The organism is Bosea sp. BIWAKO-01, assembly GCF_001748145.1.
GTDB lineage: Bacteria > Pseudomonadota > Alphaproteobacteria > Rhizobiales > Beijerinckiaceae > Allobosea.
Genome location: NZ_BCQA01000001.1, coordinates 2,897,775 through 2,923,427, shown reverse-complemented (window position 1 = coordinate 2,923,427; position 25,653 = coordinate 2,897,775). Strand labels below are relative to the sequence as shown.

The 25,653-nt window shown below is 63.3% G+C and carries 21 protein-coding genes, 1 tRNA gene and 2 pseudogenes; 9 read left to right on the top strand and 15 right to left on the bottom strand.

Going from position 1 to position 25,653, the window contains the following annotated elements:
- The first annotated feature begins 147 nt into the window (after positions 1 to 147).
- From BIWAKO_RS13560 to BIWAKO_RS13550, 3 genes are all read left to right on the top strand, one after another.
- Complete coding sequence (locus BIWAKO_RS13560; RefSeq protein ID WP_176733313.1) at positions 148 to 1,008, top strand: FkbM family methyltransferase; 861 nt, start codon at positions 148 to 150, stop codon at positions 1,006 to 1,008.
- A gap of 11 nt (positions 1,009 to 1,019) precedes the next feature.
- On the top strand, positions 1,020 to 2,342 hold the full coding sequence (locus BIWAKO_RS13555; protein ID WP_084651351.1) for a glycosyltransferase family 4 protein: 1,323 nt from the start codon (positions 1,020 to 1,022) through the stop codon (positions 2,340 to 2,342).
- A gap of 220 nt (positions 2,343 to 2,562) precedes the next feature.
- The gene (locus BIWAKO_RS13550; RefSeq protein WP_069879112.1) at positions 2,563 to 3,975 is read left to right on the top strand and encodes a mannose-1-phosphate guanylyltransferase/mannose-6-phosphate isomerase; all 1,413 of its coding nucleotides are present in this window, start codon (positions 2,563 to 2,565) and stop codon (positions 3,973 to 3,975) included.
- Positions 3,976 to 4,255: 280 nt separating this feature from the next.
- On the opposite strand, the gene BIWAKO_RS13545 is transcribed toward BIWAKO_RS13550, so the two are convergent.
- The 3 genes and pseudogenes from BIWAKO_RS13545 to BIWAKO_RS34800 all read right to left on the bottom strand — a co-directional run.
- Entirely contained in the window at positions 4,256 to 4,459 is a 204-nt protein-coding gene (locus BIWAKO_RS13545) for a hypothetical protein (RefSeq protein WP_069879111.1), read from the bottom strand.
- A gap of 338 nt (positions 4,460 to 4,797) precedes the next feature.
- Positions 4,798 to 5,112 (bottom strand): hypothetical protein, encoded by a 315-nt coding sequence (locus BIWAKO_RS13540; protein WP_069879110.1) that lies wholly within the window; start codon positions 5,110 to 5,112, stop codon positions 4,798 to 4,800.
- A gap of 203 nt (positions 5,113 to 5,315) precedes the next feature.
- Positions 5,316 to 5,691 (bottom strand): annotated as a pseudogene (locus BIWAKO_RS34800) (transposase); the annotation flags it as partial.
- Positions 5,692 to 5,710: 19 nt separating this feature from the next.
- On the opposite strand from BIWAKO_RS34800, the gene BIWAKO_RS35940 reads away from it, so the two are divergent.
- Positions 5,711 to 5,971, top strand: coding sequence for a hypothetical protein (locus BIWAKO_RS35940; RefSeq protein ID WP_176733227.1), 261 nt, complete (start codon positions 5,711 to 5,713; stop codon positions 5,969 to 5,971).
- A 102-nt stretch (positions 5,972 to 6,073) separates the two neighbouring features.
- Here the strand turns inward: BIWAKO_RS35940 and BIWAKO_RS13530 are convergent, their stop codons facing one another.
- The 9 genes from BIWAKO_RS13530 to cpdR all read right to left on the bottom strand — a co-directional run bounded on the left by BIWAKO_RS13530 (position 6,074) and on the right by cpdR (position 12,717).
- Positions 6,074 to 6,328, bottom strand: coding sequence for a hypothetical protein (locus tag BIWAKO_RS13530; protein ID WP_141740066.1), 255 nt, complete (start codon positions 6,326 to 6,328; stop codon positions 6,074 to 6,076).
- A 502-nt stretch (positions 6,329 to 6,830) separates the two neighbouring features.
- The gene (locus BIWAKO_RS37555) at positions 6,831 to 7,157 is read right to left on the bottom strand and encodes a sunset domain-containing protein (protein WP_465247372.1); all 327 of its coding nucleotides are present in this window, start codon (positions 7,155 to 7,157) and stop codon (positions 6,831 to 6,833) included.
- Between the two features lie 459 nt (positions 7,158 to 7,616).
- Positions 7,617 to 7,829 carry a hypothetical protein gene (locus BIWAKO_RS35320; protein WP_141740065.1) on the bottom strand — a complete coding sequence of 71 codons (213 nt, stop codon included), beginning with the start codon at positions 7,827 to 7,829 and terminating at the stop codon, positions 7,617 to 7,619.
- A gap of 855 nt (positions 7,830 to 8,684) precedes the next feature.
- On the bottom strand, positions 8,685 to 9,407 hold the full coding sequence (locus BIWAKO_RS13525; RefSeq protein ID WP_069879107.1) for a hypothetical protein: 723 nt from the start codon (positions 9,405 to 9,407) through the stop codon (positions 8,685 to 8,687).
- 10 nt (positions 9,408 to 9,417) lie between these two features.
- Positions 9,418 to 10,602: a tyrosine-type recombinase/integrase gene (locus tag BIWAKO_RS13520; RefSeq protein ID WP_069879106.1), complete on the bottom strand. Its 1,185-nt coding sequence runs from the start codon at positions 10,600 to 10,602 to the stop codon at positions 9,418 to 9,420.
- 78 nt (positions 10,603 to 10,680) lie between these two features.
- Complete coding sequence (locus BIWAKO_RS13515) at positions 10,681 to 10,920, bottom strand: helix-turn-helix domain-containing protein (RefSeq protein WP_069879105.1); 240 nt, start codon at positions 10,918 to 10,920, stop codon at positions 10,681 to 10,683.
- Between the two features lie 113 nt (positions 10,921 to 11,033).
- The gene (locus tag BIWAKO_RS13510; protein WP_141740064.1) at positions 11,034 to 11,954 is read right to left on the bottom strand and encodes a hypothetical protein; all 921 of its coding nucleotides are present in this window, start codon (positions 11,952 to 11,954) and stop codon (positions 11,034 to 11,036) included.
- A 197-nt stretch (positions 11,955 to 12,151) separates the two neighbouring features.
- Positions 12,152 to 12,226 (bottom strand) — tRNA-Val (locus BIWAKO_RS13500).
- A gap of 131 nt (positions 12,227 to 12,357) precedes the next feature.
- On the bottom strand, positions 12,358 to 12,717 hold the full coding sequence (gene cpdR / locus BIWAKO_RS13495) for a cell cycle two-component system response regulator CpdR (protein ID WP_038363805.1): 360 nt from the start codon (positions 12,715 to 12,717) through the stop codon (positions 12,358 to 12,360).
- 255 nt (positions 12,718 to 12,972) lie between these two features.
- Between cpdR and BIWAKO_RS13490 the strand changes: the two are divergent.
- Together BIWAKO_RS13490 and hisN are read left to right on the top strand one after the other, a co-directional pair.
- Positions 12,973 to 13,892, top strand: a pseudogene (locus BIWAKO_RS13490) (N-formylglutamate amidohydrolase).
- Positions 13,893 to 14,232: 340 nt separating this feature from the next.
- Positions 14,233 to 15,015: a histidinol-phosphatase gene (gene hisN, locus BIWAKO_RS13485; RefSeq protein WP_069879102.1), complete on the top strand. Its 783-nt coding sequence runs from the start codon at positions 14,233 to 14,235 to the stop codon at positions 15,013 to 15,015.
- Here the strand turns inward: hisN and BIWAKO_RS13480 are convergent.
- A complete protein-coding gene (locus BIWAKO_RS13480) occupies positions 14,920 to 15,975 on the bottom strand; it encodes an alpha/beta hydrolase (protein ID WP_069879101.1) in 1,056 nt (351 codons plus the stop codon). The two genes, hisN and BIWAKO_RS13480, sit on opposite strands and share 96 nt — an antisense overlap.
- A gap of 193 nt (positions 15,976 to 16,168) precedes the next feature.
- On the opposite strand from BIWAKO_RS13480, the gene BIWAKO_RS13475 reads away from it, so the two are divergent.
- Positions 16,169 to 16,636 carry an Hsp20 family protein gene (locus BIWAKO_RS13475; protein ID WP_069879100.1) on the top strand — a complete coding sequence of 156 codons (468 nt, stop codon included), beginning with the start codon at positions 16,169 to 16,171 and terminating at the stop codon, positions 16,634 to 16,636.
- A gap of 84 nt (positions 16,637 to 16,720) precedes the next feature.
- Here BIWAKO_RS13475 and BIWAKO_RS13470 read toward each other — a convergent pair whose 3' ends face one another.
- The gene (locus tag BIWAKO_RS13470) at positions 16,721 to 17,668 is read right to left on the bottom strand and encodes a hypothetical protein (RefSeq protein ID WP_069879099.1); all 948 of its coding nucleotides are present in this window, start codon (positions 17,666 to 17,668) and stop codon (positions 16,721 to 16,723) included.
- 86 nt (positions 17,669 to 17,754) lie between these two features.
- The gene (locus tag BIWAKO_RS13465; RefSeq protein ID WP_069879098.1) at positions 17,755 to 18,819 is read right to left on the bottom strand and encodes a threonine aldolase family protein; all 1,065 of its coding nucleotides are present in this window, start codon (positions 18,817 to 18,819) and stop codon (positions 17,755 to 17,757) included.
- Positions 18,820 to 19,480: 661 nt separating this feature from the next.
- Between BIWAKO_RS13465 and gltB the strand changes: the two genes are divergently transcribed.
- Both gltB and BIWAKO_RS13455 read left to right on the top strand, forming a co-directional pair.
- Positions 19,481 to 24,154, top strand: a complete 4,674-nt coding sequence (gene gltB, locus BIWAKO_RS13460; protein WP_069882457.1) for a glutamate synthase large subunit — start codon at positions 19,481 to 19,483, stop codon at positions 24,152 to 24,154.
- A 23-nt stretch (positions 24,155 to 24,177) separates the two neighbouring features.
- Positions 24,178 to 25,599 carry a glutamate synthase subunit beta gene (locus BIWAKO_RS13455; protein ID WP_069879097.1) on the top strand — a complete coding sequence of 474 codons (1,422 nt, stop codon included), beginning with the start codon at positions 24,178 to 24,180 and terminating at the stop codon, positions 25,597 to 25,599.
- Positions 25,600 to 25,653 lie beyond the last annotated feature (54 nt).

The window sequence follows — 25,653 nt, the reverse complement described above, 5'->3', positions numbered from 1 at the left end:
GCAAGATGTGGCCCAATAGACTTCCCGTCGCGCAAAATTTCATTATGCATGGCCTCGGCTTGGCGGACTTCGATGCATCGTCAGGTCGTCATGGCCTGCCTGCTACGCGGGTGCCAAGTGTCGCATGCTTCGAAAGTGGAGACAGCCTTGCCCGCGTTGCATTATCTGAGTGCCGCCGATCTCGGTGCCATGAGCCGCCAGCAGGTTGAGGGGGAAATCCAGGCACGCGTCCAGACCGCCTATCTCGGCGACGGGCTCGTCCTTGCGCGTGTGCTTGGCGGGCCCAAGATGCTCCTGCGGGCCAGCGACCGCGGGTTCTCACGTCACGTCATGCTCGACGGCTACTGGGAGAGCTGGCTGACGGTCTTCTGCGCGAGATTCCTGCAGCCTGGCATGATCGCCTTCGATGTCGGGGCCAATCTGGGCTATTATACGCTGCTGTTTGCAAATCGCGTTGGCCCGGCCGGCCGGATCGTCGCAATCGAGCCCAACCCCCAGACCTTTGCGCTGCTCGCCGAGACCGTAAGTTTGAACGGATATGACGGCACAGTATCCCTTGTCTCGGCCGCTGCGACCGCCCGATCGGGCGATCAGGTGGAGTTGTTTGTCCCCCTCGGCGAACCCAAGAACGCGACCATCGCCTTCAGCGCCAACGACCGCCCCTCCGAACTGAATACGTCGGTGCCGACCGCGTCGATCGACGATCTCGCCGGGTCGCTCGACCGGGTCGACTTCGTCAAGATCGACGTCGAAGGCGCCGAGCCCGAGGTTCTGCGAGGAATGACCGCGACGATTGAGCGCCATCGACCCACGATCCTGCTCGAATTCAATGCGAGCCGATATGGCGATCCGGCCTCGATCCTCGATCGCCTCGTCTCGGTCTACGGGCAGATCGGCGAGATCGATTTCGAGGGAGCCTATCGTCTCATCGGTCAGCAGGAAATTCTCACCGAGCGAACGCGGGAAGATCGACTGCTCTGCTTCGCCGGGTCCGGACTGAAGCTCTGAGAGGATCCCCCGTGCCGACCAAAATTCTCCTCGAAGCGCATTCGCTGACGTTGAAGCGCGGCACAGGCATCGCGACCTATAGCCGCAATCTTGGCAAGGCGGCGGAGCAGGCGGGCTGTTCGGTCGAACTGCTCATGGGCGTCGACCGCAAGATCAACCGGCGCGATCCGCTGCTGGCAGAGATCGGACTGCACGACGCCAACCAGCAGCAGGGCTTCGCGCCGTTCCGGGCGGCAGCGCGCGCGCGCGATTGGGCTATCGGCGTGCCGGGCGGTGCTGGGACCGTGCCGATGCCCGGGCATCGTATCGTGATCGATCCCGCTTCCGGCCTTCTCTCCGGCACGGATTATCCGGCCCACGCCGTCGAACGGCTCGAGGAGCGTGCCTTCCTGCATTTCAACCGCTACGGACGCCGGATGACGATCGCTCATCGCGGGCGCTACGACATCTTCCACGCGACCCGGCCGATCCCGCTCGCGCTGCCGAAAACCCCGAACATCTATACGATCCACGATATCGTTCCGCTGCGCCTGCCGCATTCGACCCTCGACAACAAACGGTATTTCTACCGTGTCATGAAGGAGCTGCTCAGGAGCGCCGATCACATCGTCACTGTCTCTGAGTTCACCAAACGCGATGTCATGGACATCTTCGGTGTGGAGGAGGGTCGCATCACGAACACGTGGCAATCCGTGTCGGTCAAGCAAGCAATCCTGGAGCGCTCAGACGAGGATGTCGCCCGCGCCGTCGAGTTGCAATACGACCTCGGCTTCAAAGACTACTACCTCTTTCTCGGCGCGATCGAACCCAAGAAGAACATCTCGCGGATGGTGGACGCCTATTCGGCCAGCGGCAGCAAACGTCCCCTGGTGCTCGTCGGCGGCCTGGGATGGCAATACGACCGCGACCTTGAGACCTTAAACGACGAGCGTTTCGCGGGTTGGCGCTTCGACGGAGCGCGGATTAAATCGGACCGCCGTGTCAGACGCCTGCCTTACGTGCCGATGGACACGCTCTATGCGCTCATACGCGGCGCGAGAGCCGTGCTCTTCCCCTCGCTTTACGAGGGGTTTGGTTTGCCCGTGCTCGAAGCCATGCTACTCGGCACGCCTACCATCACGTCGAACACGAGCTCGCTTCCGGAAGTTGCAGGCGACGCCGCCATTCTCGTCGATCCTTATCGACCGGACGCGATTCGCGATGCGATCCGAGCGGTCGATTCCGACGACGCGCTGTGCACCGAACTGGCGCGCCGTGGGAGAGAGCAAGCCGCGTTGTTTTCTCCGGAACGTCACGCAGAGCGCATCAAGGCCGTCTACGAACGCGTACGTTAAACGCCAGCTGAACTCCTTCATCAATGCTGAGGCATAAGCGTAAACTCTAAAATCGGAACCTGTCCAAGCCCTCTCGATTCAGAGCATCAACTTTCCAAGTAGTGGCCATAACGCAACATCGAAACAACGCTTTCTAGAATTTACGATCCTGTCCTCGACAAATGTTCTCAAAAATGCCTGCTGTGAAAGGTGGAACTAGCGACCTGTAGGCTACAGACCAATGTCATCGAAAATAACCCCGGTTGTGATGTGCGGCGGCGCCGGGACGCGGCTGTGGCCGGTGTCGCGCGATACGATGCCGAAGCAATTCATTCCGTTGCTCGGGCAAGAATCGACCTTCCAGCGCGCGATGCGGCTCGTGTCAGATGCATCTGTGTTCGCGCCGGCGATCGTGATCACCAATGCGGAATATCGCTTCACGGTCCAGGAGCAGCTCCTGGCGATCGGCATCTTCGCGCAGATCGTGCTCGAGCCGATGCGCCGGGATTCGGCAGCGGCCGTCGCGGCCGCCACCGAACTCGCACTTGCCCGAGACGAGAAGGCCGTCGTCGGTATTTTCGCCGCCGATCATGTCGTTCAGGACGGCAAGCTTTTCGTCGAGACCTGCCGCAAGGCCGCTGTGGTCGCGGCGCAGGGCCGGATCGTCACCATTGGCATCCCACCGACCCATCCCGCGACTGGTTACGGCTATATCCGGCCGGGCGAGGAGATCGGCGACGGCGCGCGCCAGGTCGCCGCCTTCGTCGAGAAGCCCGACGCCCACCACGCCGCGCAATGCCTCCTCGACGGCTATCTCTGGAACTCCGGCAACTTCATCTTCGACGCTGCGACGATGCGCTCTGAACTCGAAGCCTTCGACCCGGACGTGCTCGAACCGGTTGCCGAGGCCGTAGCGCAAGCGAAACCGGATCTCGACTTCCTGCTGCTCGACGCCGCCAGCTTCGGTCAAGCGAAGAAAATCTCGATCGACTATGCCGTGATGGAGCGGACCCAGAAGGCGGCGGTCGTCGCAGGCAGCTTCGGTTGGTCCGATGTCGGCGGCTGGTCCGCGGTCTGGGATCTCTCAGAGAAGGATGCGACCGGGAATGTCATCGACGGACGCGGTTATGTGCTGGACGGCGTCAACAACCTCGTCCGTTCCGACGCGGCGTTGGTTGCCGTGATCGGGCTCGACGACGTCGCGGTGATCGCAACGCGCGACGCAGTACTCGTGACACCTAAAACCAAGGCGGACAAGGTGAAGGACATGGTCGCGCTGATCACGTCCAACGGGGAAGCGGAAGCCGGCGCCCATCGCGAAATCCAACGCCCCTGGGGAAAATACCTGTCGATCGATATGGGCGCCCGCCATCAGGTCAAGCGCATAACCGTTAAGCCCGGTGGCGTCCTCTCGCTGCAGAAGCATTATCACCGGGCCGAGCATTGGGTCGTGGTGCGCGGCACCGCCGAGGTCACCCGCAATGACGAGGCGATCGTCGTGCATGAGAACGAGTCAATCTACCTGCCCATCGGGTGCGTCCACCGGATGGGCAACCCGGGCAAGATCCCACTCGAGCTCATCGAAGTGCAGGTCGGCTCCTATCTCGGAGAGGACGATATCGTCCGCATCGAAGACATTTACAGGCGCATTTGAAATAGTGGGCATCAAAGCCGCGGCTTCCGGTATGTAGGGCGGTGACAAAACACGCAGTGAAGTGCCGGCGGTGATGCTGGCGCGGTCGGAGTAAAATCCGCCACCACTGGATAGACTGATCCCATTGGGCGTGGCGGGCCACCACCTTAATCAGAGTGGTGGCACCGGCGTGGAAATCGAGGCGGTCATAACGCCGTGCTGCGGCCGGGACACCAAGTACGACATGCGCATCGACCTGGCCACTTTCCTAGCCTGCAGCATGTCTGCCAAACCGTGCCAGTCACGACGGAGTCGCACCGCCTTTTCGACTCTTCATGAAAGTGTGGAACCACCCACGATCTGGCGTGAACGTCGGATCGCTGCGGTGATCCGTGGCGATACGGCACACAACATCGATCTCGTCCAGATCCCGGTCTGAGAAGACCAGGAGCATCGGATTGGGCACGATCGAGCTGGTTGGCTCCGGTGCCGGTTCGATCTGCATGGGCGTACCTCCCCCGATGATGCCTGTCCTTGTCGAACAGCGGACGCGGTGAACTAAACTTGCAGGGGCGCGGCACAAACGACACACCAAGCTTAGCTAGCACGGCCACTTCGCCAGAATGGCACTGGCTGCAGCTTTGTTGTTCGCACTCGGTTTGTGGAGGATGCTGGAGTGGACAGCGGAACGAAATCAGCGTCTCGAGTTATTCGGCTCTCTCCGGATCATAGGCGCCGATGCCCGTCCGGTTCATCCGCGGCAACACGATCCACTCGCGCAGTTGCTTTGGCGATCGGCCCAACCAGAATGTCATCCGCGGCAAACCGAGGACAGCTGTTCTGTTAGTTGAGCACCTCAACTTTGTCGCCGCCGACGCGAATATAGATGCGGTGCCGCGCCGTCCGGCCATCGCAGTAAATGAAGTATTGGTCCGGCCGATCCGCTGCATTCGATCGCCAGAAGCCGCCGAACTCCTTGAAATCATGTGGACTGCAGCGCCTTTCAGCCACAAGGGTTTGGGCGGCTATCTCAAACAGCGGTCCATGAAGCTTGTAATCGTTTGAGGAGGCGACGCCCGGGATCGCACTACCCGGTGAGCCATCCTTGCAGCCCCATACTGCCGCGGCGATCACCGGCAGCAGAACAATCGCCTTCATTGTGCCCCTCCCGGTCGAAGGATGCCACAGCCCTCTCAACCTGACCGTGGTGCACTAGCATGACAGACGCCGATATCCAGTGCGCTATCGGTGGTCGACCATGCGCTGGAAGCTGTCCGGGGCATCGACCGCCTGACGCCATCCATGAAGAAGCGAGGGTATTTTCGGCGTAGCGGTTGGGATGGCTTGAGACCAGCTTAGGCTCAGTTGCCCGCCTTTGTGAGGAGATTGTGGGCAGTGCATTCGGCCCGGACGTGATCGAAACTTCGCAACAGGACTGGCGAAAGCCTCTTGCCTGCTTGATCTGTTCAAGCACCGGCTCGACCACCTGTTGGCGCAGGCGATATCGACTGCGCCGTCCGGTGCGTCGGAGGGTCTCGGCCATTTCGCTCATCATGGGCGTCTTCGTCAGCCTCCGTCGTCCTGCTCGCCATGGCGCGCCCGGCCCGGCGGCAGATAGGGTTTGATCCGGCGCTCCTCCATGGCCGTAAGGTTCGCCTCAGTGGCGAAGCCCGCATCGCCCGAGACCTCACGCGACTTGCGTCCGAGACGAGTGGAAACGTCGTCCACGAGCGGCACGCAGCGCGAGGTGGTCGAGATGGCACAACCGGCTGTTGTCCAACACGTCGTCGACGAGTTCAGCCTCATAGACACGAGCCTTGCCATTGCGGCGGGCGAGCTCCTCGGCCTTTTCGAAATGCGCATCGATTTCGGCGTTGGCGAAATCGAACAGCAGGCCATCGCAGGTCGTGCGATACGGCGCCGCGCCCGTTGCGGCAAAGCATTATGCCGCGGCCGTGGCGATTGTCTTGGAGTTCTCCAGCTTGATGGAGGCGTTCGCGCAACAATTCACGGATGACGACTTCAGCCGCGCCGACGGTGCTGCCTTCGATTGAGAGCGCGCGGATATCATCGCCAAGTCAAAGACGTCTCGCCGCCTCATTGCCGTTCAAGCTGCGATCTATTCGGATGCCCTCGCAATGCGATCGAGGCAGCCGCGCGCACTGTTCAGCATCTCGTTGATGTAACGATTGTCCGGCTCCTTGCTTACGATGTCTCGCCGCATGATCTCAAGATAGTCGGAGGTCCTTTCAAGGATGGACGGCCGGTACTCGCTCAGCGCCAACAAATCCATCAGAATTTGCTCAAGGATCAACAGGCGGCCTTGAAGGCTCATCCCTTGCAATTGTTCCGGTGTCGGCTCAACTGTTGCCATCAAGCGTCTCCCAACGTCCGGAATGCGAACTCCATTCGTGTGATCCCTTTGGTTGCGTCGAAGCGGCTTGCGCGAGCGGCCGCGGTCGCGCCCTTCTAGCATCAGCGCGCGCATTGAGCGAGGCGATCTGTCGTAACGGCATGCTTACGGAAGCGTGCGCATGACGCCCTCGCCCCGCTGCTCCAACGGCCACCTGACGCGCCGCGACGGCTCTCCCACTACGCAGGAGGACACGCGCCCGGCCTGCGGTCGCTGCGGCGGCTCCGGTTTCCCGCTCGCGCGCCGGCTCCTCTCCCGGCCGCGCTGCAGGTGCCGCCCCTCGGGCCCTGTCGCGAGGGGCGGAGGCCACCTGTCGGGAGCCGGACGTGGCGATGGGCATTCGCCGCCCCGATCGCCTGGCCGGCGCAACCGGCCTCGAGTGGCTCCTGTCCTCTGTTTGACGCCGCCCTGTTGAAACTTCACCCCGCTGGCTCGCGCCAGCGCGGTCTTATCGTTTGGGCGATCAGATGCGCGACTTGCGCCAGCCTGCGCGCTCTGCGTCTGACGCGGTGCAGAACCACCGCTCGCCATGCCACCAATGGATCGCTGTGTCTGCATAATGGCGCTGACCGGGTGAATGGTAGATTCGCTCACCAGTGGTCAGGCTTATGTTCGCGCGGATCAGGCACTTTGGCGAAATCGCAGCACTGATGGCCCCGCGAAACGTCCACGCGAAGAACCCAACCAGGCCCGCCGCGGCAATCACAATCAACGCAAATGAGATCGACGGCTGTGGTGTCAGAAGTGGAGGTCGGCGGCTGGGGCGCGGTCGGAACAGAACGACGGTCATCCTGTCACGCTAACTGCGCCCAGTTTCCCTGCTGTGGAAGACATCATTCAAATTGTATCAACATCGTCGTTCGGTCTCGACGCGCCGCTTCGCCAGCAGGCCTCTTTGCGCGAACCGAGGTCGCAGCCGAGGTCAATGCGACCTCGGTTGGTTCGTTGTCTTCTACAACTCCGACCGCTTCGGCCACTCTCACCTGCTGCCAGGCGGCTGGCAATTCAACGTTGCCACGCAGTGTAGGGAAGGCATAGTCGCGCCGGAATACCTTGCGTTCCTGCTAAGAGAGTTCCGACCGGATAAGCAGCGATCTGACGATCGTGAAAGCCCGGAAACCCCATACGACCTGCACCGCGAGACGTTTCGGCGGGGGACTTTTCATATCCGGAGAACGATGATGAACGCTCACGAGGACCAGCCGGAGGACGTTTCGGCTATACGGTCACGATCGATGAGGTGCAGGTTTCAAATGATTTCGGGACCGACGTCCGGCTGATCGTCCTCAGGTGCAGCGATCAGCCATGCGTCCTCCGACAGCCATTCGTGCGTCCTGCCGCAACCGGGGCAATCGGTGATGGTGCCTCGCACCTTCATCGTGCGTAGGCTCTTCTCGGTGCTCATCATGCCGGTTGGTACCGGCAGGCCCGTTCTCGGGCAGCGAACGATCAATTCTCGCATAAACCTGCAACTCTTGAGGTGAAGTCAGCCGAGAGGGCATCGGCATTTGTGTATGCTCGAGGGCTATTTCTGATCTGCTCGGCTATCCGGTTTCGCTAATCGCCCCGCGTGCCGGGCGCTTTCCCACAGCCGCAGCAGGCGATGAGGGCTTCGCCATGGATCTCTCCACGACCGCAATCGCAGTCGAACCGCAGTTGTCGCAGAGCTTGATAATTCTGAAGCACAGGGGCACCGACGCGACGCAACGGAATACATCTAGCGGGCTGGGTTAAAGCGACCTGCCATCACTTCTGTCAAGCAAGATGCGTATCTACCGTCGCCTAGGGGCTACGCATTATCTTCACGGATTCCGAGCGTGGCGGTTGGTGAGCGACACCCCACCCGCCATTCGCGTCCGCTGGACCAAGGCCTACCGGATCTTTAGGTCAATCTATCCGCCGATCAACCTATTCGCGGATATCGCGGATCCAAGCGACTGGAGGCCCTGGAGTCGATCGAGTTGAAGACCAGTCCGCGGATTTGGGAGCAGCTCGGCAGGCTTGATCTCGTGCCATCGACGCGGCGGGTTGTCGGCCATGGGGCAAGCTATCTCTGGCGCCCTTCGTCTCCAAACCAGCCTCGATCGGCCGGGTAGGTTTACCGACGGCTCCGCGGGGCGTCTACTTGGCCCAGTCGATCCGACGAAGTCGCGATCGACGAGGTTGCGCATCACCAGGGCCGGACAATGGCCGCGACAAGAGAAGACCAGGGCTGGACCTCGCGGTTTCGTAGGCTGATTAGCCAGGTGGATCTCGAACTGCACGATGTCAGGCCGAGGATCGAGCTCCACGCCGATGACGACTAACCGAGCGTCCTTCAGGTACGGAACCCGCAAGGCTCGCCCACTCCTGCCTCGAGATCCTGCGCTTTCATCTTCTCCTTGAATGCCTTGACCGACAGATGCCGGCGTTTCGTCTGCAGTGCTGGCTCGCCCCGCCGGAGGCGAGGATCAAGGGTGCGCTCGGCCCAGGCGTGCCAGGAGCTTTGAAGCGCGACATAGGACTTTGTGGTGTCATGTGCGACCTGGAGCCCGTCGAGCGCCTTGCGAATGCTGACGCAGAGGCGCCTTCGACCGCTCTTGTGAGCTTCCTCGAACAGCGGAGCGCAAAAAATGTCGGCAACCGCGCCGCCGGCTTCGTCGAGGTCCAATCGGGCTCCGAAGACGGAGTTGGCGCCGGCCCAAGCTTCGACCCAGGCGCGTGCCTCATCGAAGAGCGCGACGTTTCGCGGATTGTCCATCGCGTGGAGCGAACCCATTTCCTCAACCCATGCCGGGGTGACACCTACCAACAAATGCAGTCCGAGGGCCGCACTCTTGCGGATATGGGCGCCATGCTCATGCAAATGCAGGCGCAGGTTGGAGCGATAGTCGCGCGCGTCGTCGAAATGCGAGGCGGTTGGGGGCCGCCAGACAAGAGCTGCGCCGGCGACCGCGTCGCAGCGAATTTCGCTTCGTCCATCGAGCCGTCTGGCATGTCGGCTCATCGCGGTGAGATAGCTGGCATTCTTGATCGGGGCGGCGCGGACGAAGGCAAACATATCGGTCGCTTCAGCCGTCGCGGTTGCGCTTCTCGACAGCGATAAGGCGCTGCAGGTAGGTCTTGACCGAGTCCGGCGGCGTCAGCAGGGGCGTCTTCGCCCGAGCGGCGATCTCGCCGACGAACTTCTCGACCGCCTGTCTCGCATCGATCATGTAGGTCGGGGCGAACGGCGAATAGATCAGCGTGGTCTTGTTGTTCTGTGGCGGCCTGACATGGCCCAGCCAGACGCTGATCTGACCCGGATCGATGCCCTCGCGTGTCATGAAGCGGCCAAGGCTGTGGCGGACCGAGTAGCTGTTGATGTCATTGGGCAGGTCGGCGCGGGCGATAGCGCGCCTGACCCCGGTCTTGACGCTGGCAATCGGCTTGTCGCGCCACATGATGAGGAGACCCTGGGGAATGAGATCCAGCCATGGCTGCAGCGACTGCAGGATGGGCAGGACGGGCCGATACTTGTCCGTCTGGACGCGGCCCTTTGGATTGAGGTCGACCAGCGAATGCTCGCGATCGATCTGCTGGCCCTCGAGCTCGAGAATCGAGGTCTGGCGCCCCGCCGTGGCGAACAGCACTGCCCAGTACACCTGGAGATGCGGCTCCTCGGTGGCATCGTACAGCCTGGCAAGCGCCTCGGTGCCGCAGGGATCGCCCTTGGGCTCAGCCGCACGAACATGATTCGCGGTTCGGAACTCCGGAATCTTGGGCGCGTCTTTTTCGGCAAGCTGTTTGTTGTCGGCTGCGCGCTTGATGGCCGACCTCAGCGTCGACAGCCGGCGGCTGACCGTGCTGATCTTGGCGCCCTTTGCGACCCACTCGTCGCGCAGGGCTTCAAAATCCCGACGGGTCAACGCCGCCACCCGCTTGTTGGCGATGGCAGATGCGCAGATCAGATTGATGTGGATCGTCTCGGCCTCGACTGAGGCCAGATCCTTCACGTAGTCGCGGTGGTCATCGAGTAGGTCGACGACGGTCCGGACGAGCTTGGCTCCCAGCGCGGCAAGGGGGTCGCCGGTCATGCCCGATTCGCTGACCTGCCTGACGCGATCCATCGCGTCACTGTTCACCTTCGTTTTCAGGCTGCGGCGCTTGGTCTGGCGCTGCGCCGGATCGTACCAGGCGATGTAGTAGACCTTGTTGGAATGACGAACGAGCGAGTACTCGCCGAAATCCTCGATGGGAGTGAAGGTGGCGGGCATAGTGGCTCCTGCGGCCACGTGGCGTGGCCGAGATCTCAGCAATGGGGTTGGAAAAGCGGATTGTTGGACGAGCGAGCGCTAGGGCGACGGCATGTCGTCGCAGGCGTCGTCGGACGTGGCCGGGGCGTGTCGAGCGCGCTTCATGAACAGCGCGACTTCATCGGTCAGGAAGAGCAGGCGCCCGGGGAGCGGCATCGCGATCAGGTCACCGCTGCGAGCCAGCCGGGTGATCGTGGCCTTCGAGACCCGCATCGCGGCGGCGACCTCAGCTGCGGTGAGCACGTCTGGCAGGGTCGAATATCGGTCACGTAGCGGCATGGGTTACCCGAGAGAGGTGAAGCATGATCCTTCAATATTAAACCACATATGGTTTGTCAAACCATATGTGGTTTGTATGATTGCTCATGGTTGACGAAAGCTTGATGGGTTCATCAGCCGGATGGCTGCGACAACGCCCAGACACTGCGCTTGCCGCTCCGGTCAGGAAGATCAAGGTCGACCGTGCAGCGCCAGACGAAGAGCTTTTCTCGCAGTTCGGGTTTCATCCGCCGAAGCGTCTCGTCGAGCTGCCCAAACTCCATATCGATACACAGAATCGTTCGGTCGTTTGTGACGAGAGAGCGCAGGACGGTGAGTTCAATTTGCTCCGCGATGCGCGCTGAGGTTGGCGCGCCTTTGTGGTCCGCGACGATGATATCGACGACTCTACCCGGTCCCTGATCGACCGTCAGATAGGGACCTGAGACGAACCAGAGCTGGAAATCAAACTCCGCCCACGACCCCTCGCCGGGTTCCTGCGGTCGGCGCAACTCTGCCTTGCTGAACAGATCCCGCGACAGGATCTCCGAGAGTTTGACCCGGGGCAGTAGGTCGGGTGGTTTGCTGGCTGAGGCTTCGAAGCGCTTGGCCTCGGCAAGGTACTCGGCAACAGTGCCATGCCCGGCCAGCAGGCGATCGAGATTCTTGCGCTCGCCGGCCGCGCTGACTTTGCCGATGCGTGCCACGGCTTCGATCGCCATCACCGGCGGGCAGATGTCGATCAGCGTCTCGAGATCGAGCCGCTTGGATTCGAGATAGGCGAGCGCTGCCATCTGCCTTCGAAGCGTGTTTTCTGCGAGGCCCGTGTCACCGCTGAGCTGCGTGAAGAACGCCGAGCGGTAGCCCTGCCCGATGGTCTGATAGGTCCGATAGTGCGGCAGCGCATCCCGCAGCCAGTTGTCGGTCCGATGACGCGGGCGTTTTTCGGCAGGCATGATGAGAGCCGCTCCCGGGAGTTGACGAAAATCGATTCGCCGCTCATTTATCAAATATGGTTTAGGGCTGCCGGGAACCACCGGCAAGCCCGGGATCATTGATTTTCCAGTGGGCCGGTCCGATCCCGATGATGACGACGTTTGCAAAAGGCAGCATGCGCCAGAGGCCATCTGCGACGACCGAATCAGGCTTGCGTGCAAACTGCGTGCAAAACGGGATTTTGGCGGGTGATTCCGGGGCCAAACCAAAAACCCCGAAAACCGCTTTTCTGAAGCGATTTCCGGGGCTTGGAATATGGTGGGCGCGACAGGGATCGAACCTGTGACCCCTACGATGTCAACGTAGTGCTCTCCCGCTGAGCTACGCGCCCGTCATGCCTTGACGATAATCTGCCCTGGCAGTCGGAACAGGTTCGGCCTTTCGGCGTGTCCCTGTTGCGAGGTTGAGCGGGCTATAGCCGCTCATTTCGCGCCTTGCAAGACGCTTGATTGCAAAAAGCGCTCAGGCTGCGAGCAACTTCTCGACCTCGTTCACGAGTTCGCGCAGGTGGAAGGGCTTGGACAGCACTTTTGCGTCCTTCGGCGTCTGGGAATCGGGGTTGAGCGCAACCGCAGCGAAACCTGTGATGAACATCACCTTGATGTCGGGATCGAGTTCGGTGGCGCGCCGCGCCAGCTCGATGCCGTCCATCTCCGGCATGACGATGTCGGTCAGCAGCAGTTCGAAGGGCTCTTCACGCAGGCGATTATAAGCTGAAAGCCCGTTATCGAACGACGCCACGTCGTAGCCCGCATTCTGCAGGGCCTTGACCAGAAAGCGGCGCATGTCGTTGTCGTCTTCAGCGAGAAGTATCTTGGTCATGGGCCTGCTTCGTCCGTCCCGTTCGGCCTATCGATAGAGGCCGCCCACCCCGGACAACCCCTTCTCTGTTTCGTCTCGCCCGATTCGGCATTCCGAGCCAACGCGCCGAAGCGTTATCGCCTGCCCGGAGCGCTTGGAACACTATCGCAGTATAACGCGCCAACATGGTAAACAAGGCGTGAACGCGATGTTCGATTCAGCGCCGAATTCAAGATCGCTTCATCCGCTCGGCAATGTGTGCTTCAGTCGTCCTGCATGACCATCTCGTCCGGTAATTTTTCTGCTGAAGCCGCCGACATCGTCGTCGAGATCGAGCGCCCCTTCAGCCTCTATCAGCCGCCGCTCCAGGTCGTGCCGGTGGTGGTAGACGTGCCGCATGCCGGGCGTCGCTATCCTCCCGCCTTCGTGGAGCGAGCACGATTGCCGCTGCGCTCGCTGCGTCGCTCCGAAGATGCCTATGTCGACCGGCTCTTCGCACAGACGGTCGCCCTTGGTGCTCCGTTGCTCGTCGCCGAGTTTCCGCGTGCCTTTCTCGATGTGAATCGCGAGCCCTATGAGCTCGACCCGCGCATGTTCGACGGCCGCCTGCCTGCTTTCGCCAATACCCGCTCGCTGCGGGTCGCGGGGGGCTCGGCACAATTCCGCGCATCGTCGGCGATGCGCACGAGATCTATTTCGGCAAGATTCCGGTGGAGGACGCACTCACCAGGATCGACGAGCTCTATCGCCCCTACCATGCCGGGCTGCGCAGCCTGGTCCAGCGCACGCAAGGCGCCTTCGGCACCTGCATTCTGGTCGACGCCCATTCGATGCCGTCGACGGGGCTCGACCGCGACGGGCTCGCCAAGTCGGATGTGATTCTCGGTGACCGCTTCGGCACCAGCGCCGCCGGCTACATCATCGACATCGCCGAGGAGGCCTTCCGTCGGCGGGGGCTCAGCGTCACGCGCAACCGCCCCTATGCCGGCGGCTTCATTACCGAGCATTACGGCGCGCCGGCCTCAGGCGTGCATGCCCTGCAGATCGAGATCAACCGCGCCCTTTACATGAACGAAGCGACCCTGGAGCCGCATGCCGGTTTTGCAGAGTTGGAGCAGGCGATCGGCACCGCCATGGCGGAGAGCTTCGCGCATTGGAGCGGCTGGCTCGACGATTGGCGCGAAGCTGCGGAATAGCCTGTTTTATCAGAGGCTTGCGATGACGGCATCTGCGCGACGCAGAAAAAAGGGCCGCGCACTTTCGTGGCGGCCCAAGTCTAGGGAGGAAACGCCCAAGGAGGGCAAACGAAGGCTTGAGGTGATCGCCCCTTCGCAGTGCACAATATGACTGTGCAGCGCAAAAAAGCAAGAGCCTTTGTCGAAAATCTTGTAAGCCATGCGCCGCACGCAATCCAAAACTGCTCATTTGCCACCAGATTCCTTGTTTTCCGACAACGAGCGCCGCTAGAAGAACCGAGTGGGCAGGCTGCATCCTGCATTTTTGCTGCGCAGCATAGTGCAGCTCCGGAGAGCAAAGATGAGTGCGGTTGATTTCGGAGCCTTCGTCGCGGAACTCGCGACCCAATCCGGCCAGGCGATCCTGCCCTTCTTCCGCGCCAAGCACGCAACCGAGGACAAGTCCTGCGGCGGCGTGTTCGATCCCGTGACCGAGGCCGACCGCGCCGGCGAGAACGTGATGCGCCACCTGATCAAGCGCAATTTCCCCGAGCATGGCGTGCTCGGAGAGGAGTTCGGCACGGAGAACGGCGAGGCCGAGTATGTCTGGGTGCTCGACCCGATCGACGGCACCCGGGCCTTCATCTCCGGCATCCCGGTCTGGGGCACGCTGATCGGCCTCACCCGTGAGGGCGTTCCGGTTTACGGCATGATGCACCAGCCCTTCACCGGCGAGCGCTATTCCGGCGATGGTCGACAGGCACGCTATGAGGGCCCGGGCGGGCCTCGGGTGCTGCGCACGCGCCAGAACGGCGAGCTGGCCACCGCGACGGTGATGACCACCAGCCCCAAACTCTTCCAGGGCGCCGAGCAGGAAGCGTATCTGCGTGTCGAGAGCGCGGTGCGCCTCGCCCGTTACGGTTGCGACTGCTATGCCTATTGCATGCTCGCCTCGGGCCATGTCGATCTCGTCATCGAGAGCGGGCTGAAGCCCTATGACATCGTCGCGCTGATCCCGATCGTCGAAGGCGCCGGCGGAATCGTCACGTCATGGGACGGCGGCAGTGCCGCCAAGGGCGGACGCATCATCGCCGCCGCCAACAGGACCCTGCACCAGGCCGCCCTCGCCCTGCTCGCCGGCTGATCCGGGCCCGGCGATCGCTTCGCCGGGAATGAATGCATCGAAGGCCGCCCAGAACTGCGCGCGAACGGCATCCGTTTCCATCAGGATCTCATGGCGCGCTGTCGGCAATATCAAGGCCGAACCGGTCTTCAGCCGTGCCGCGAAGCGCTCGATCGCCGGCGTCGAGACCACCGGGTCGCGCCCGGCTGCGATCACCAGCGTCGGCACCTTGACCTCCAGCGGCGCCGTGGGGGCCGCCAGCCGGTTCATCAACCGGAACGCGGTCCTGACCCAGCCGACAGTCGGATCGCCGATACTGAGATGGCGCGCTGCAGCTGAAAGCGCGGCGTTCCGGGCATAGCGGACCGGGTCATTCGTCAGCCGATTGCCCTGGAATGGCTTGGTCGCGATCGCCGTATCACCGCCGCCAGGCACGAAGGCGCTGCCGAGACCGAGCCAGTACAGCACGCTTGCGAGATAGCTCGCCGCCCGTGGCCGCTCGACCATGGAGAGGCCGAGCATGGGCGCGAGCGCAACCAGCCGTGAGACCGGCAATGCGTTGCGCCGGGCGGCGTCGAGGCACAGGGCCGCCCCCATCGAATGCGCCAGTACGAAATAGGGAGGCGGCAGCCGGGCCTGCATTTCCGCCATTGCAAGTGCAAGGTCGGTCTCGTAGTGCCGCAGACGGCCGACATGCCCCTTGCGTTCACGCGAGACGAAGCGTTGCGAACCGCCCTGGCCGCGCCAGTCGAAGGCGAGAATATGGAAACCGCGGCGGCGCAGGTCGGCGATCGTCTCGCTGTAGCGTTCGATGAACTCCGCGCGCCCCTGGATGACCACGACAGTACCGCGCACCCGCTTTACTGTCGGGTGCCAACTCGCGAAGCGGAGCCTGGCTCCGTCGCGTGCCAGAGCAAGCCAGACCTTGCCATGCCCGGGAATCGGGTAGGCGGGGAGGGAGAAAAGCTCGGCCTCGGCCATCAGGCGCTCCGAATCGCGGCGACAGTCCCGGGCGGATGCCCTCGGTTATGCCCGCTCGAGGCAGCTCTTGAAAAGCTGAAATCGCTCCCCAATTCCTGGTCACGCAGGCCGATACCGGCTGCGTGAACCTGAACGGGGCCTGTGCTCAAGACGAGGCAGGCTCGACCAAACGTCGCTTCTTCTGGAGGACATCATGCGTCACTTCGATCTTTCCCCGCTCTATCGCTCGACCGTCGGCTTCGATCGTCTGTTCAACCTGCTCGACCAGGCGACCAGCGCTGAAACCGCGCCGACCTATCCGCCCTACAATATCGAGCGCACTGCCGAGAACGCCTACCGCATCTCCATCGCGGTCGCCGGCTTCTCCGACAGCGACCTTGCCATCGAAAGCAAGGAAAACACCCTGACCGTACGCGGTGAGAAGCAGGTTTCCGAGACCGCCGAGAAGCGCGAAGTCCTGCATCAGGGCATCGCGGCCCGCGCCTTCGAGCGCCGCTTCCAGCTCGCCGACTATGTCCAGGTGACCGGCGCGAGCCTCGAGAACGGCCTACTCCATATCGATCTCGTCCGCGAGATTCCCGAGGCCAAGAAGCCGCGCCAGATCGCCATCGGCGGCAAACCCGCCAAGGTGCTCGAGGCCAAGGTTTCCAAGGCCGCGTAACACGCCCAGCCCAGGGCTGGCAGACAGAGGGCGCCCCCGGTTTCCGGGGGCGCCCTTTTCATGCCTGGGATTGGAGATCGTCTCTCAGTCGAGAGGTGCGACCGGAACGGCAGGCGTCGCCGGACGCGCTATGGAGGGCGCCGGGTCCTCGATCTGGACCGGAGGCAGCTCGACCGGCGAAACCTTGATCTCCGGCGATTCGGCCTTCGCAAGCGGCGGCTTCTGCTCCGGCGCCTCCGTGCCGCGAACATCGTTGGGGTTCACCAGCTTCGGCTTCTCCTCGCCGGATGGCGCGGTCGGCCCCGGCGTCGGTGCGACGGGGGTTGCCGGCGCGGACGGAACCTCGGTTGCTGGCGCACGAGCCTGGGCAGGAGCCTGCTCGACAGGCTTTACCTGTTCGACTGGCGGTGTCGGCGCCGCCGGAGACGGGGGCATCACCGTTGCAGGCGCGTTCGCCTCGGCGGGAGGAGCTAGTGCCTTCTCCGGTTCGGGAGCCGGCATCGGTGCGGCCGGGGACGCCGGAATGGCCTGCGCGGGCGCGTTCGCCTCCGCCGGAGGCTTGAGCGAATCGGGGCGCTCCGGCGGGAGCGGCAGCAACCGCGGTTGGGCCGGGGCATGCTCACGCGGGTCGACGCGCGCGACATCCGGAGCGGGTCCCCGCATTCGTTCAGGAGTCTGCAGGTTCGTCCGCCGGATGAGATCGCCGCTGAAACGATCGAAGATCAGCCGTACGCGCCGGCCATTCGCCATGCGCCCATCGACCACAAAATCGGACTCGGTGCGCGTGGTGCGGTCGACCTGGGCGAGCCTGTGCTCGCGGATGGCGATCTCGGCGATGCTCCGCGAAGACAACGGCGCAGGCGGCGGCGGCGCGTAGCGATAGCCATAGCCATAGCCGCGACGCGGCAGATACTCGTAGCCATAGTCGTAATAATACTGCGCGGCGGCTCCACCGGCCGAGCCCGCCAGCGCGCCGGCAACAGCCAGGCCGATCAGCGCGGCGCGCGAGCGCGCGGTCGAAACAGAAGCCATATCTCCATCCTTGTTAACGGACCGAACGGGGGCTTCAGTCTTCCTTAGGGATTACGGCACCCATGCGGCGTCAATCAGGGGATATTTCAGCGAGACGGCGCGTTCAGCAGCGAGATCAGTTGTTCGACATCCTCGGGACGCGTCGCAAAGGACATGACGAACCGACCGATGATCTCGCCCGATGCAAGCCCTGCATCGTCGGGAAGCGCAGTGTCGGACCAGGCGTGATAGCCGACTCCGGCCTCCTTCAGGCGCTGCTGCGTTGCAGCATCGAGGACGAGAAACGCCGTATTGGCCTCGCAGGGCCAGGCCAACCGCACCGAGCCGCCTCTCGTAACCGCCTCGGACAGCCGGGACGCCATCGCGTTGGCGTGGCGCGCCAACGCCAGCCAGTGGCCGCCGGCCAGCAGGCCCTCGAATTGCGCACCGATCAGCCGGCCCTTGGAAAGCGTATGGCCGGCCCGCTTGCGCCGCCATTTCATTTCAGCAGCCAAGGCCTGATCGAAGAAGACCACGGCCTCGGCCGCCCAGGCGCCGTTCTTGGTGCCCCCGAAGGACAGGACGTCGACACCTGCCTTCCAGGTGATCTCGGCCGGAGAGCAGCCCAGCGTGACCAGCGCATTGGCAAAACGGGCGCCATCCATATGCAGCTTCAGGGCGCGTGGATCGGCCGCCTGCTTCAGGGCCCGCACCTCGTCGGGACGATAGATCAACCCGCATTCGGTTGCCTGCGTGATCGAGACCGCCTGCGGCTGCACCTGATGCAGTGCGCCCTCGCGCATCCGCGCCAAGACCTTTGTCACGGACTCAGGCGTGATCTTGTTGCCGGTCCCAGGCAGACCGATGAGCTTGGTGCCGTCGCCGAAGAATTCCGGCGCGCCGCACTCGTCATCGGCGACGTGGCTTTCCTGATGGGTCAGGACGGCTCCCCAGGGGCGCGTCAGGCAGGCCAGCGCCAGGGCGTTCGCAGCCGTGCCGCTGGTCACCAGGAAAACCGAGACCTCATGTTCGAACACTTCGGCAAAGAGCCGTTCGACGCGCTGGGTCCAGATATCGGTGCCATAGGCCGCAGCTGCGCCGTCATTGGCGGCCGCGATCGCGGCCATCACCGGGGCGCTTGCACCCGCCGTATTGTCGCTGATGAAGTTCATGAACGAGCGTTAGCGAGGCGGGCGCGCCCTGCCAAGCGCAAGGCCGGAATGACGCCTTGCACGCCGCGACTGAGCCCGGACCGAACGCCGCCGGCATAAGCCCTTCGGACAAGAAGCGTGCGACCCAACGATGCCTTTCATCCCGGAAATGTCGCCGTTGAAACACATATCGCAACAATATTTCCAATCCGCCCAAAATTCACGCTTGTGCCGACATTAGAATTCTGGCAAATTCGTCTCAATAGGACAGTGTTGCTGTCCCATTTTTCACCGCACTGACATGAGGCCGCGAGCCTGATGTCGGACGATCGCAACGGAGCGGAGCAATGACGAGGGGCACGGCCACGACCGCCACAGCCAACCGTAAACGCGCCGCCCGTAAAACGGCGGCGTAAACAGGCGCGACAGGGCTCTGGGAAGCCCGAGGCGCCTGCGGAGGACGCGGGCGCGGGATCAAAACAGCGCAAGCCCCCCTCTGACAGACGAACCTGGCCGGACTGGCTCCATCCTTGCTGCCTTGAAGGCCAGCAGGAGCCGGTGCGGACGGCGATGTAGACTGATGCGGGTCTCTCGGCGGAAGCGCGAGGGGTATGGCAAGCGGGGTTTGACGATGAGCGGAACCAGCAAGTCGGGTGTCTTCAGCAGCAAAGCTGTGACGACCATGACGGCCACCGAGCCGGTCCTGACGGTGCGCGATCCGGCCATGCCCGAACGCCAGGGCCTCTACGATCCGTCCTTCGAGAAGGATTCCTGCGGCGTCGGCTTCATCGCCGACATGAAGAACCGCAAGACCCATGCGATCGTCGAACAGGGCCTGCAGATCCTGCACAATATCGACCATCGCGGCGCTGTCGGCGCCGACCCCAAGCTCGGCGATGGTTGCGGCATCCTCACCCAGATTCCGCATCGCTTCTTCCAGGAGGAATGCGCGAAGCTCGGCATCGCCCTGCCCAAGCCCGGTCACTACGCCATCGGCCAGTTCTTCATGCCGCAGGATGCCGGCGACCGCGCCGTCTGCGAGGAGATCGTCGCACAGACGGTCGAGGAGGAAGGCCTGGTCTTCCTCGGCTGGCGCGACGTACCGGTCGATAACAGCGACCTCGGCGAGGCGGTGAAGGAAACCGAGCCGACCCATCGCCAGCTTTTCGTCGGCCGTCCGGTCGAGATCACCGACGAGGATGATTTCGAGCGCAAGGTCTATGTCCTGCGCAAGTCGGTTTCCAACAAGGTCTACAAGCGCCAGGACCGCGCCACCGCGACCTATTACCCGGTCTCGATGTCGGCCCGCACCATCGTCTACAAGGGCATGGTGCTCGTCACCCAGCTCGGCTCCTATTTCAAGGACCTGACCGATCCGCGCTTCGAGAGCGCGATTGCCCTCGTCCACCAGCGCTTCGCCACCAACACCTTCCCGTCCTGGCGCCTTGCCCACCCCTACCGGATGGTGGCGCATAATGGCGAGATCAACACGCTGCGCGGCAACGTCAACTGGATGGCCGCTCGTCAGGCCTCGGTCGATTCCGAGCTGTTTGGCGCGGATATCTCGAAGCTCTGGCCGATTTCCTATGAGGGCCAGTCCGACACCGCCTGCTTCGACAACGCACTCGAATTCCTGGTCCAGGGCGGCTATTCGCTCGCCCATGCGATGATGATGCTCGTGCCCGAGGCCTGGGCCGGCAACCCGCTCATGGATGAAGAGCGCCGCGCGTTCTACGAATATCACGCCGCCTTGATGGAGCCCTGGGATGGCCCTGCCGCCATCGCCTTCACCGACGGCAAGCAGATCGGCGCGACGCTTGACCGCAACGGCCTGCGGCCCGCGCGCTATCTCGTCACCGATGACGGTCTCGTCGTGCTCGCTTCGGAATATGGCGTGCTGCCGATCCCGGAAGAGAAGATCGTCCAGAAGTGGCGTCTCCAGCCCGGCAAGATGCTGCTCATCGATCTCGATCAAGGCCGCATCATCGGCGATGACGAGATCAAGACCTCGCTCTGCCTTGCCAATCCCTACAAGGACTGGCTGAAGCGTACCCAGATCGTGCTGGAGGAGCTGCCGCCGGTCGAGGCGCGCGCCTCGCGCACCGATGTCGCCCTGCTCGATCGTCAGCAGGCCTTCGGTTACACTCAGGAAGACACCAAGATCCTGATGGCGCCCATGGCCGTGACCGGCCAGGAGGCCGTCGGCTCGATGGGCACCGACACGCCGATCTCGGCGCTCTCCTCGAAGTCGAAGCTGCTCTACACCTATTTCAAGCAGAACTTCGCACAGGTCACGAACCCGCCGATCGACCCGATCCGCGAAGAGCTGGTGATGAGCCTGCTCTCCTTCATCGGGCCGCGGCCGAACATCCTCGACCTGGAAGGCACCTCGCGCCGCAAGCGCCTCGAAGTGCGCCAGCCGATCCTGACCAATGACGATCTCGAGAAGATCCGCTGCATCGGTCACTATGAGGACCGCTTCGACACCAAGACGATCGACATCACCTATCCCGCGCGCGAAGGCGCAGCCGGCATGGAAGGCGCGATCGCACGGCTCTGCGAACGGGCCGAGGCCGCCGTGCATGGCGGCTACAACATCATCATCCTCTCCGACCGGCAGGTGGGACCGGACCGCATCCCGATCCCGGCTCTGCTGGCGACGGCCGCTGTCCATCACCACCTGATCCGCAAGGGCTTGCGCACCTCGGTCGGTCTCGTGCTGGAATCCGGCGAGCCGCGCGAAATCCATCACTTCGCCTGTCTTGCCGGCTTCGGCGCCGAGGCGATCAACCCCTATCTCGCCTTCGAGACGCTCGAGGCCCTCTACGAGGCCGGCGAATTCCCGCCAGAGGTCGACCGCTACGAGGTCGTCAAGCGCTTCATCAAGTCTGTCGGCAAGGGCCTGCTCAAGGTCATGTCCAAGATGGGCATCTCGACCTATCAGTCCTATTGCGGCGCGCAGATCTTCGACGCGATCGGCCTGAAGACCGAGACGATCGACAAGTACTTTGCCGGTACCGTGTCCTCGATCGAGGGTGTCGGCCTGCCGGAGCTCGCGGAAGAAACCGTGCGCCGTCATCGCGATGCTTTCGGCGACTCGCCGGTCTACCGCGACGCACTCGATATCGGCGGCGAATACGCCTTCCGTATCCGCGGCGAGGACCATGCCTGGACGCCGGAGAATATCTCGCTGCTCCAGCACGCCGTCCGCGGCAATGCTCAAGACAAGTATAAGGCCTATGCCGAGCTGGTGAACGACCAGAGCCAGCGCTTCTCGACGATCCGCGGGCTGTTTCAGATCAAGGATGCCGACGCGCTCGGCACCAAGCCGATCCCCCTCGACCAGGTCGAGTCGGCGGCTTCGATCGTGCGCCGTTTCTCCACCGGCGCCATGTCGTTCGGCTCGATCAGCCATGAGGCGCATTCGACGCTCGCCATCGCCATGAACACGATCGGCGGCAAGTCGAACACCGGCGAAGGCGGTGAGGAGCCTGAGCGCTTCGTCAAGCTGCCCGACGGCCGCTCGATGCGCTCGGCGATCAAGCAGGTCGCGTCAGGCCGCTTCGGCGTCACGGTCGAGTACCTCGCCAATTCCGACATGATGCAGATCAAGATCTCGCAGGGTGCCAAGCCCGGCGAGGGCGGCCAGCTGCCCGGCCACAAGGTCGACGCACGCATCGCCAAGGTCCGGCATTCGACGCCAGGCGTCGGCCTGATCTCGCCGCCGCCGCATCACGACATCTACTCGATCGAGGACCTGGCCCAGCTGATCTTCGACCTGAAGAACGTCAACCCGGCGGCAGACGTCTCGGTCAAGCTCGTCTCGGAGCTCGGCGTTGGCACGGTTGCGGCCGGCGTCGCCAAGGCCCGCGCCGACCACATCACCATCTCGGGCTATGAAGGCGGCACCGGCGCCTCGCCGCTGACCTCGATCAAGCATGCCGGATCGCCCTGGGAGATCGGGCTCGCAGAGACCCATCAGGTCCTGGTGCTGAACAAGCTGCGCGGGCGCATCGCACTGCAAGTCGATGGCGGTCTTCGCACCGGCCGCGACATCGTCATCGGTGCCCTGCTCGGCGCCGACGAGTTCGGCTTTGCAACCGCTCCGCTGATTGCGGCCGGCTGCATCATGATGCGCAAGTGCCATCTCAACACCTGCCCGGTCGGCGTCGCGACGCAGGATCCGGTGCTGCGCAAGCGCTTCAAGGGCGCGCCCGAGCACGTCATCAATTTCTTCTTCTTCCTCGCCGAGGACGTGCGCGAGATCATGGCGAGCCTCGGCGTCGCCAGGTTCGACGATCTCGTCGGCCGTTCCGACTGGCTCGACAAGAAGCAGGCAATCGACCACTGGAAGGCAAAGGGCCTCGATTTCACCCGGATTTTCCACAAGCCGGAGGTGAAGGGCGAGGTCGCCATCCGCCATGTCGAGCGCCAGAAGCACCCTATCGACGCAGTGCTCGACCGGACGCTGCTCGCCGAGGCGGCAGCCGCCCTCGACAAGGGCGAAGCGGTGGTGGTCACCAGCCCGATCCGCAACGTCGACCGCTCGACCGGCGCGATGCTCTCGGGCGAGGTCGCCAAGCGCTATGGCTATGCCGGCCTGCCGGCGGACACGATCACGGTGAAGCTCACCGGCACTGCCGGCCAGAGCTTCGGCGCCTGGGTCGCCAATGGCGTCACGCTCGATCTCACGGGCCAGGCCAATGACTATGTCGGCAAGGGTCTCTCAGGCGGCAAGCTGATCATCCGGCCGTCGCCGGATGCGCAAACCATCGCCGAGAATTCGATCATCGTCGGCAACACCGTGCTCTACGGCGCGATCTCGGGCGAATGCTACTTCCGCGGCGTCGCCGGCGAGCGCTTCGCCGTGCGCAATTCGGGCGCGATCGCGGTGGTCGAGGGCACCGGCGATCATGGCTGCGAATACATGACCGGCGGCGTCGTCGTCGTGCTCGGCCAGACCGGCCGCAACTTCGCGGCCGGCATGTCCGGCGGCGTCGCCTATGTGCTCGACGAGGACAAGAGCTTCACCAAGCGCTGCAACCTCTCCATGGTCGATCTCGAGCCGGTCACCGAGGAGGAGGAGCTGATGCAGCGCATCCACCACCATGGCGGCGACCTCGAGTTCAAGGGCCGGATCGACGTGATGGCCAACATGTCCGGCTACGACGCCGAGCGCCTGCACCAGCTCGTCGCCGATCATCACCGCTACACGGGCTCGCAGCGGGCCAAGGACATTCTCGAGAACTGGACGGAATACCTGCCCAAATTCGTCAAGGTCATGCCGGTCGAATACCGCCGTGCCCTCCTCGAAATCGAGCGGGCGCAAGCCGGCATGTCGGTCGCGGCCGAGTAACCCAATCAGGCGGATGTGAGACGATGGGCAAGGTAACCGGCTTCCTCGAGATCGACCGTCGCGACCGGAAGTACCTTCCGGCCTCGGACCGGATCAGGAACTACAAGGAATTCGTCATTCCGCTCGGTGCGGAGGCAACCCGCGACCAGGCGGCGCGCTGCATGAATTGCGGCATCCCGTATTGTCACAACGGCTGTCCGGTCAACAACCAGATCCCGGACTGGAACGACCTCGTCTACAACGACAAGTGGCGCGAGGCGCTGGACAACCTGCACTCGACCAACAACTTCCCCGAGTTCACCGGCCGCGTCTGCCCGGCCCCCTGCGAGGCGTCCTGCACGCTGAATCTCGAGGACACGCCGGTCACCATCAAATCGATCGAATGTGCGATCGTCGACAAGGGCTGGCAGGAAGGCTGGATCATCCCCCAGCTGCCGCGCGCCAAGACCGGCAGAAAGATCGCCATCATCGGCTCCGGTCCGGCAGGCCTCGCTGCGGCCCAGCAGCTCGCCCGTGTTGGCCACGAGGTGCATCTCTATGAACGCCAGGCGCGCGCCGGTGGTCTGCTGCGCTACGGCATTCCGGACTTCAAGATGGAGAAGTCCCATGTCGAGCGCCGTGTCCGACAGATGGAGGCCGAAGGCGTCGTCTTCCACTACAACGCCAATGTCGGCGTCGATATCGACCCGGCCGAGCTGCTTGCGCGCTATGACGCCGTCGGTCTGACCGGTGGCGCCGAGAAGCCGCGTGATCTGCCGATCGAGGGTCGCGAGCTTGCCGGCATACAGTTCGCCATGGATTTCCTGCCGCAGCAGAACCGTCGCGTCGGCGGCGAGGCAGCCAACGGCAATGGTGCCGAGATCCTGGCGACGGGCAAGCATGTCGTGGTCATCGGCGGCGGCGATACCGGTTCCGACTGCATCGGCACCTCGGTGCGCCAGGGTGCGCTCTCGGTGACGCAGATCGAGATCATGCCGCAACCGCCGGAAAAGGAAAACAAGGCCCTGACCTGGCCGAACTGGCCACTCAAGCTGCGCACCTCCTCCAGTCATGAGGAGGGGGCCGAGCGCGACTTCGCCATCACCACGCTGAAATTCACCGGCGAGAATGGCCAGGTCCGCCGGCTGAACTGCGCCCGCGTCGACAATGCGCTGAAGCCGATCCCGGGCACCGAGTTCGACCTCAGGGCCGATCTCGTCCTGCTCGCCATGGGCTTCGTCTCGCCGGTCCGTGAAGGGTTGATCGAGAAACTCGGCGTCACGCTCGACAAGCGCGGCAATGTCGAGGCGAACACGCTGGCCTACAAGACTTCGGTCGAGAAGGTGTTTGTCGCCGGCGACATGCGCCGCGGCCAGTCGCTGGTCGTCTGGGCGATCCGCGAGGGTCGCCAGATGGCTCATTCCATCGACAAGCACCTGATGGGCGAGACCATCCTGCCGCGATAGGGAGATCCCGTCTCTCACTCGGGGGAGGACATGCCGCAGCGCGGCGCACGAGGG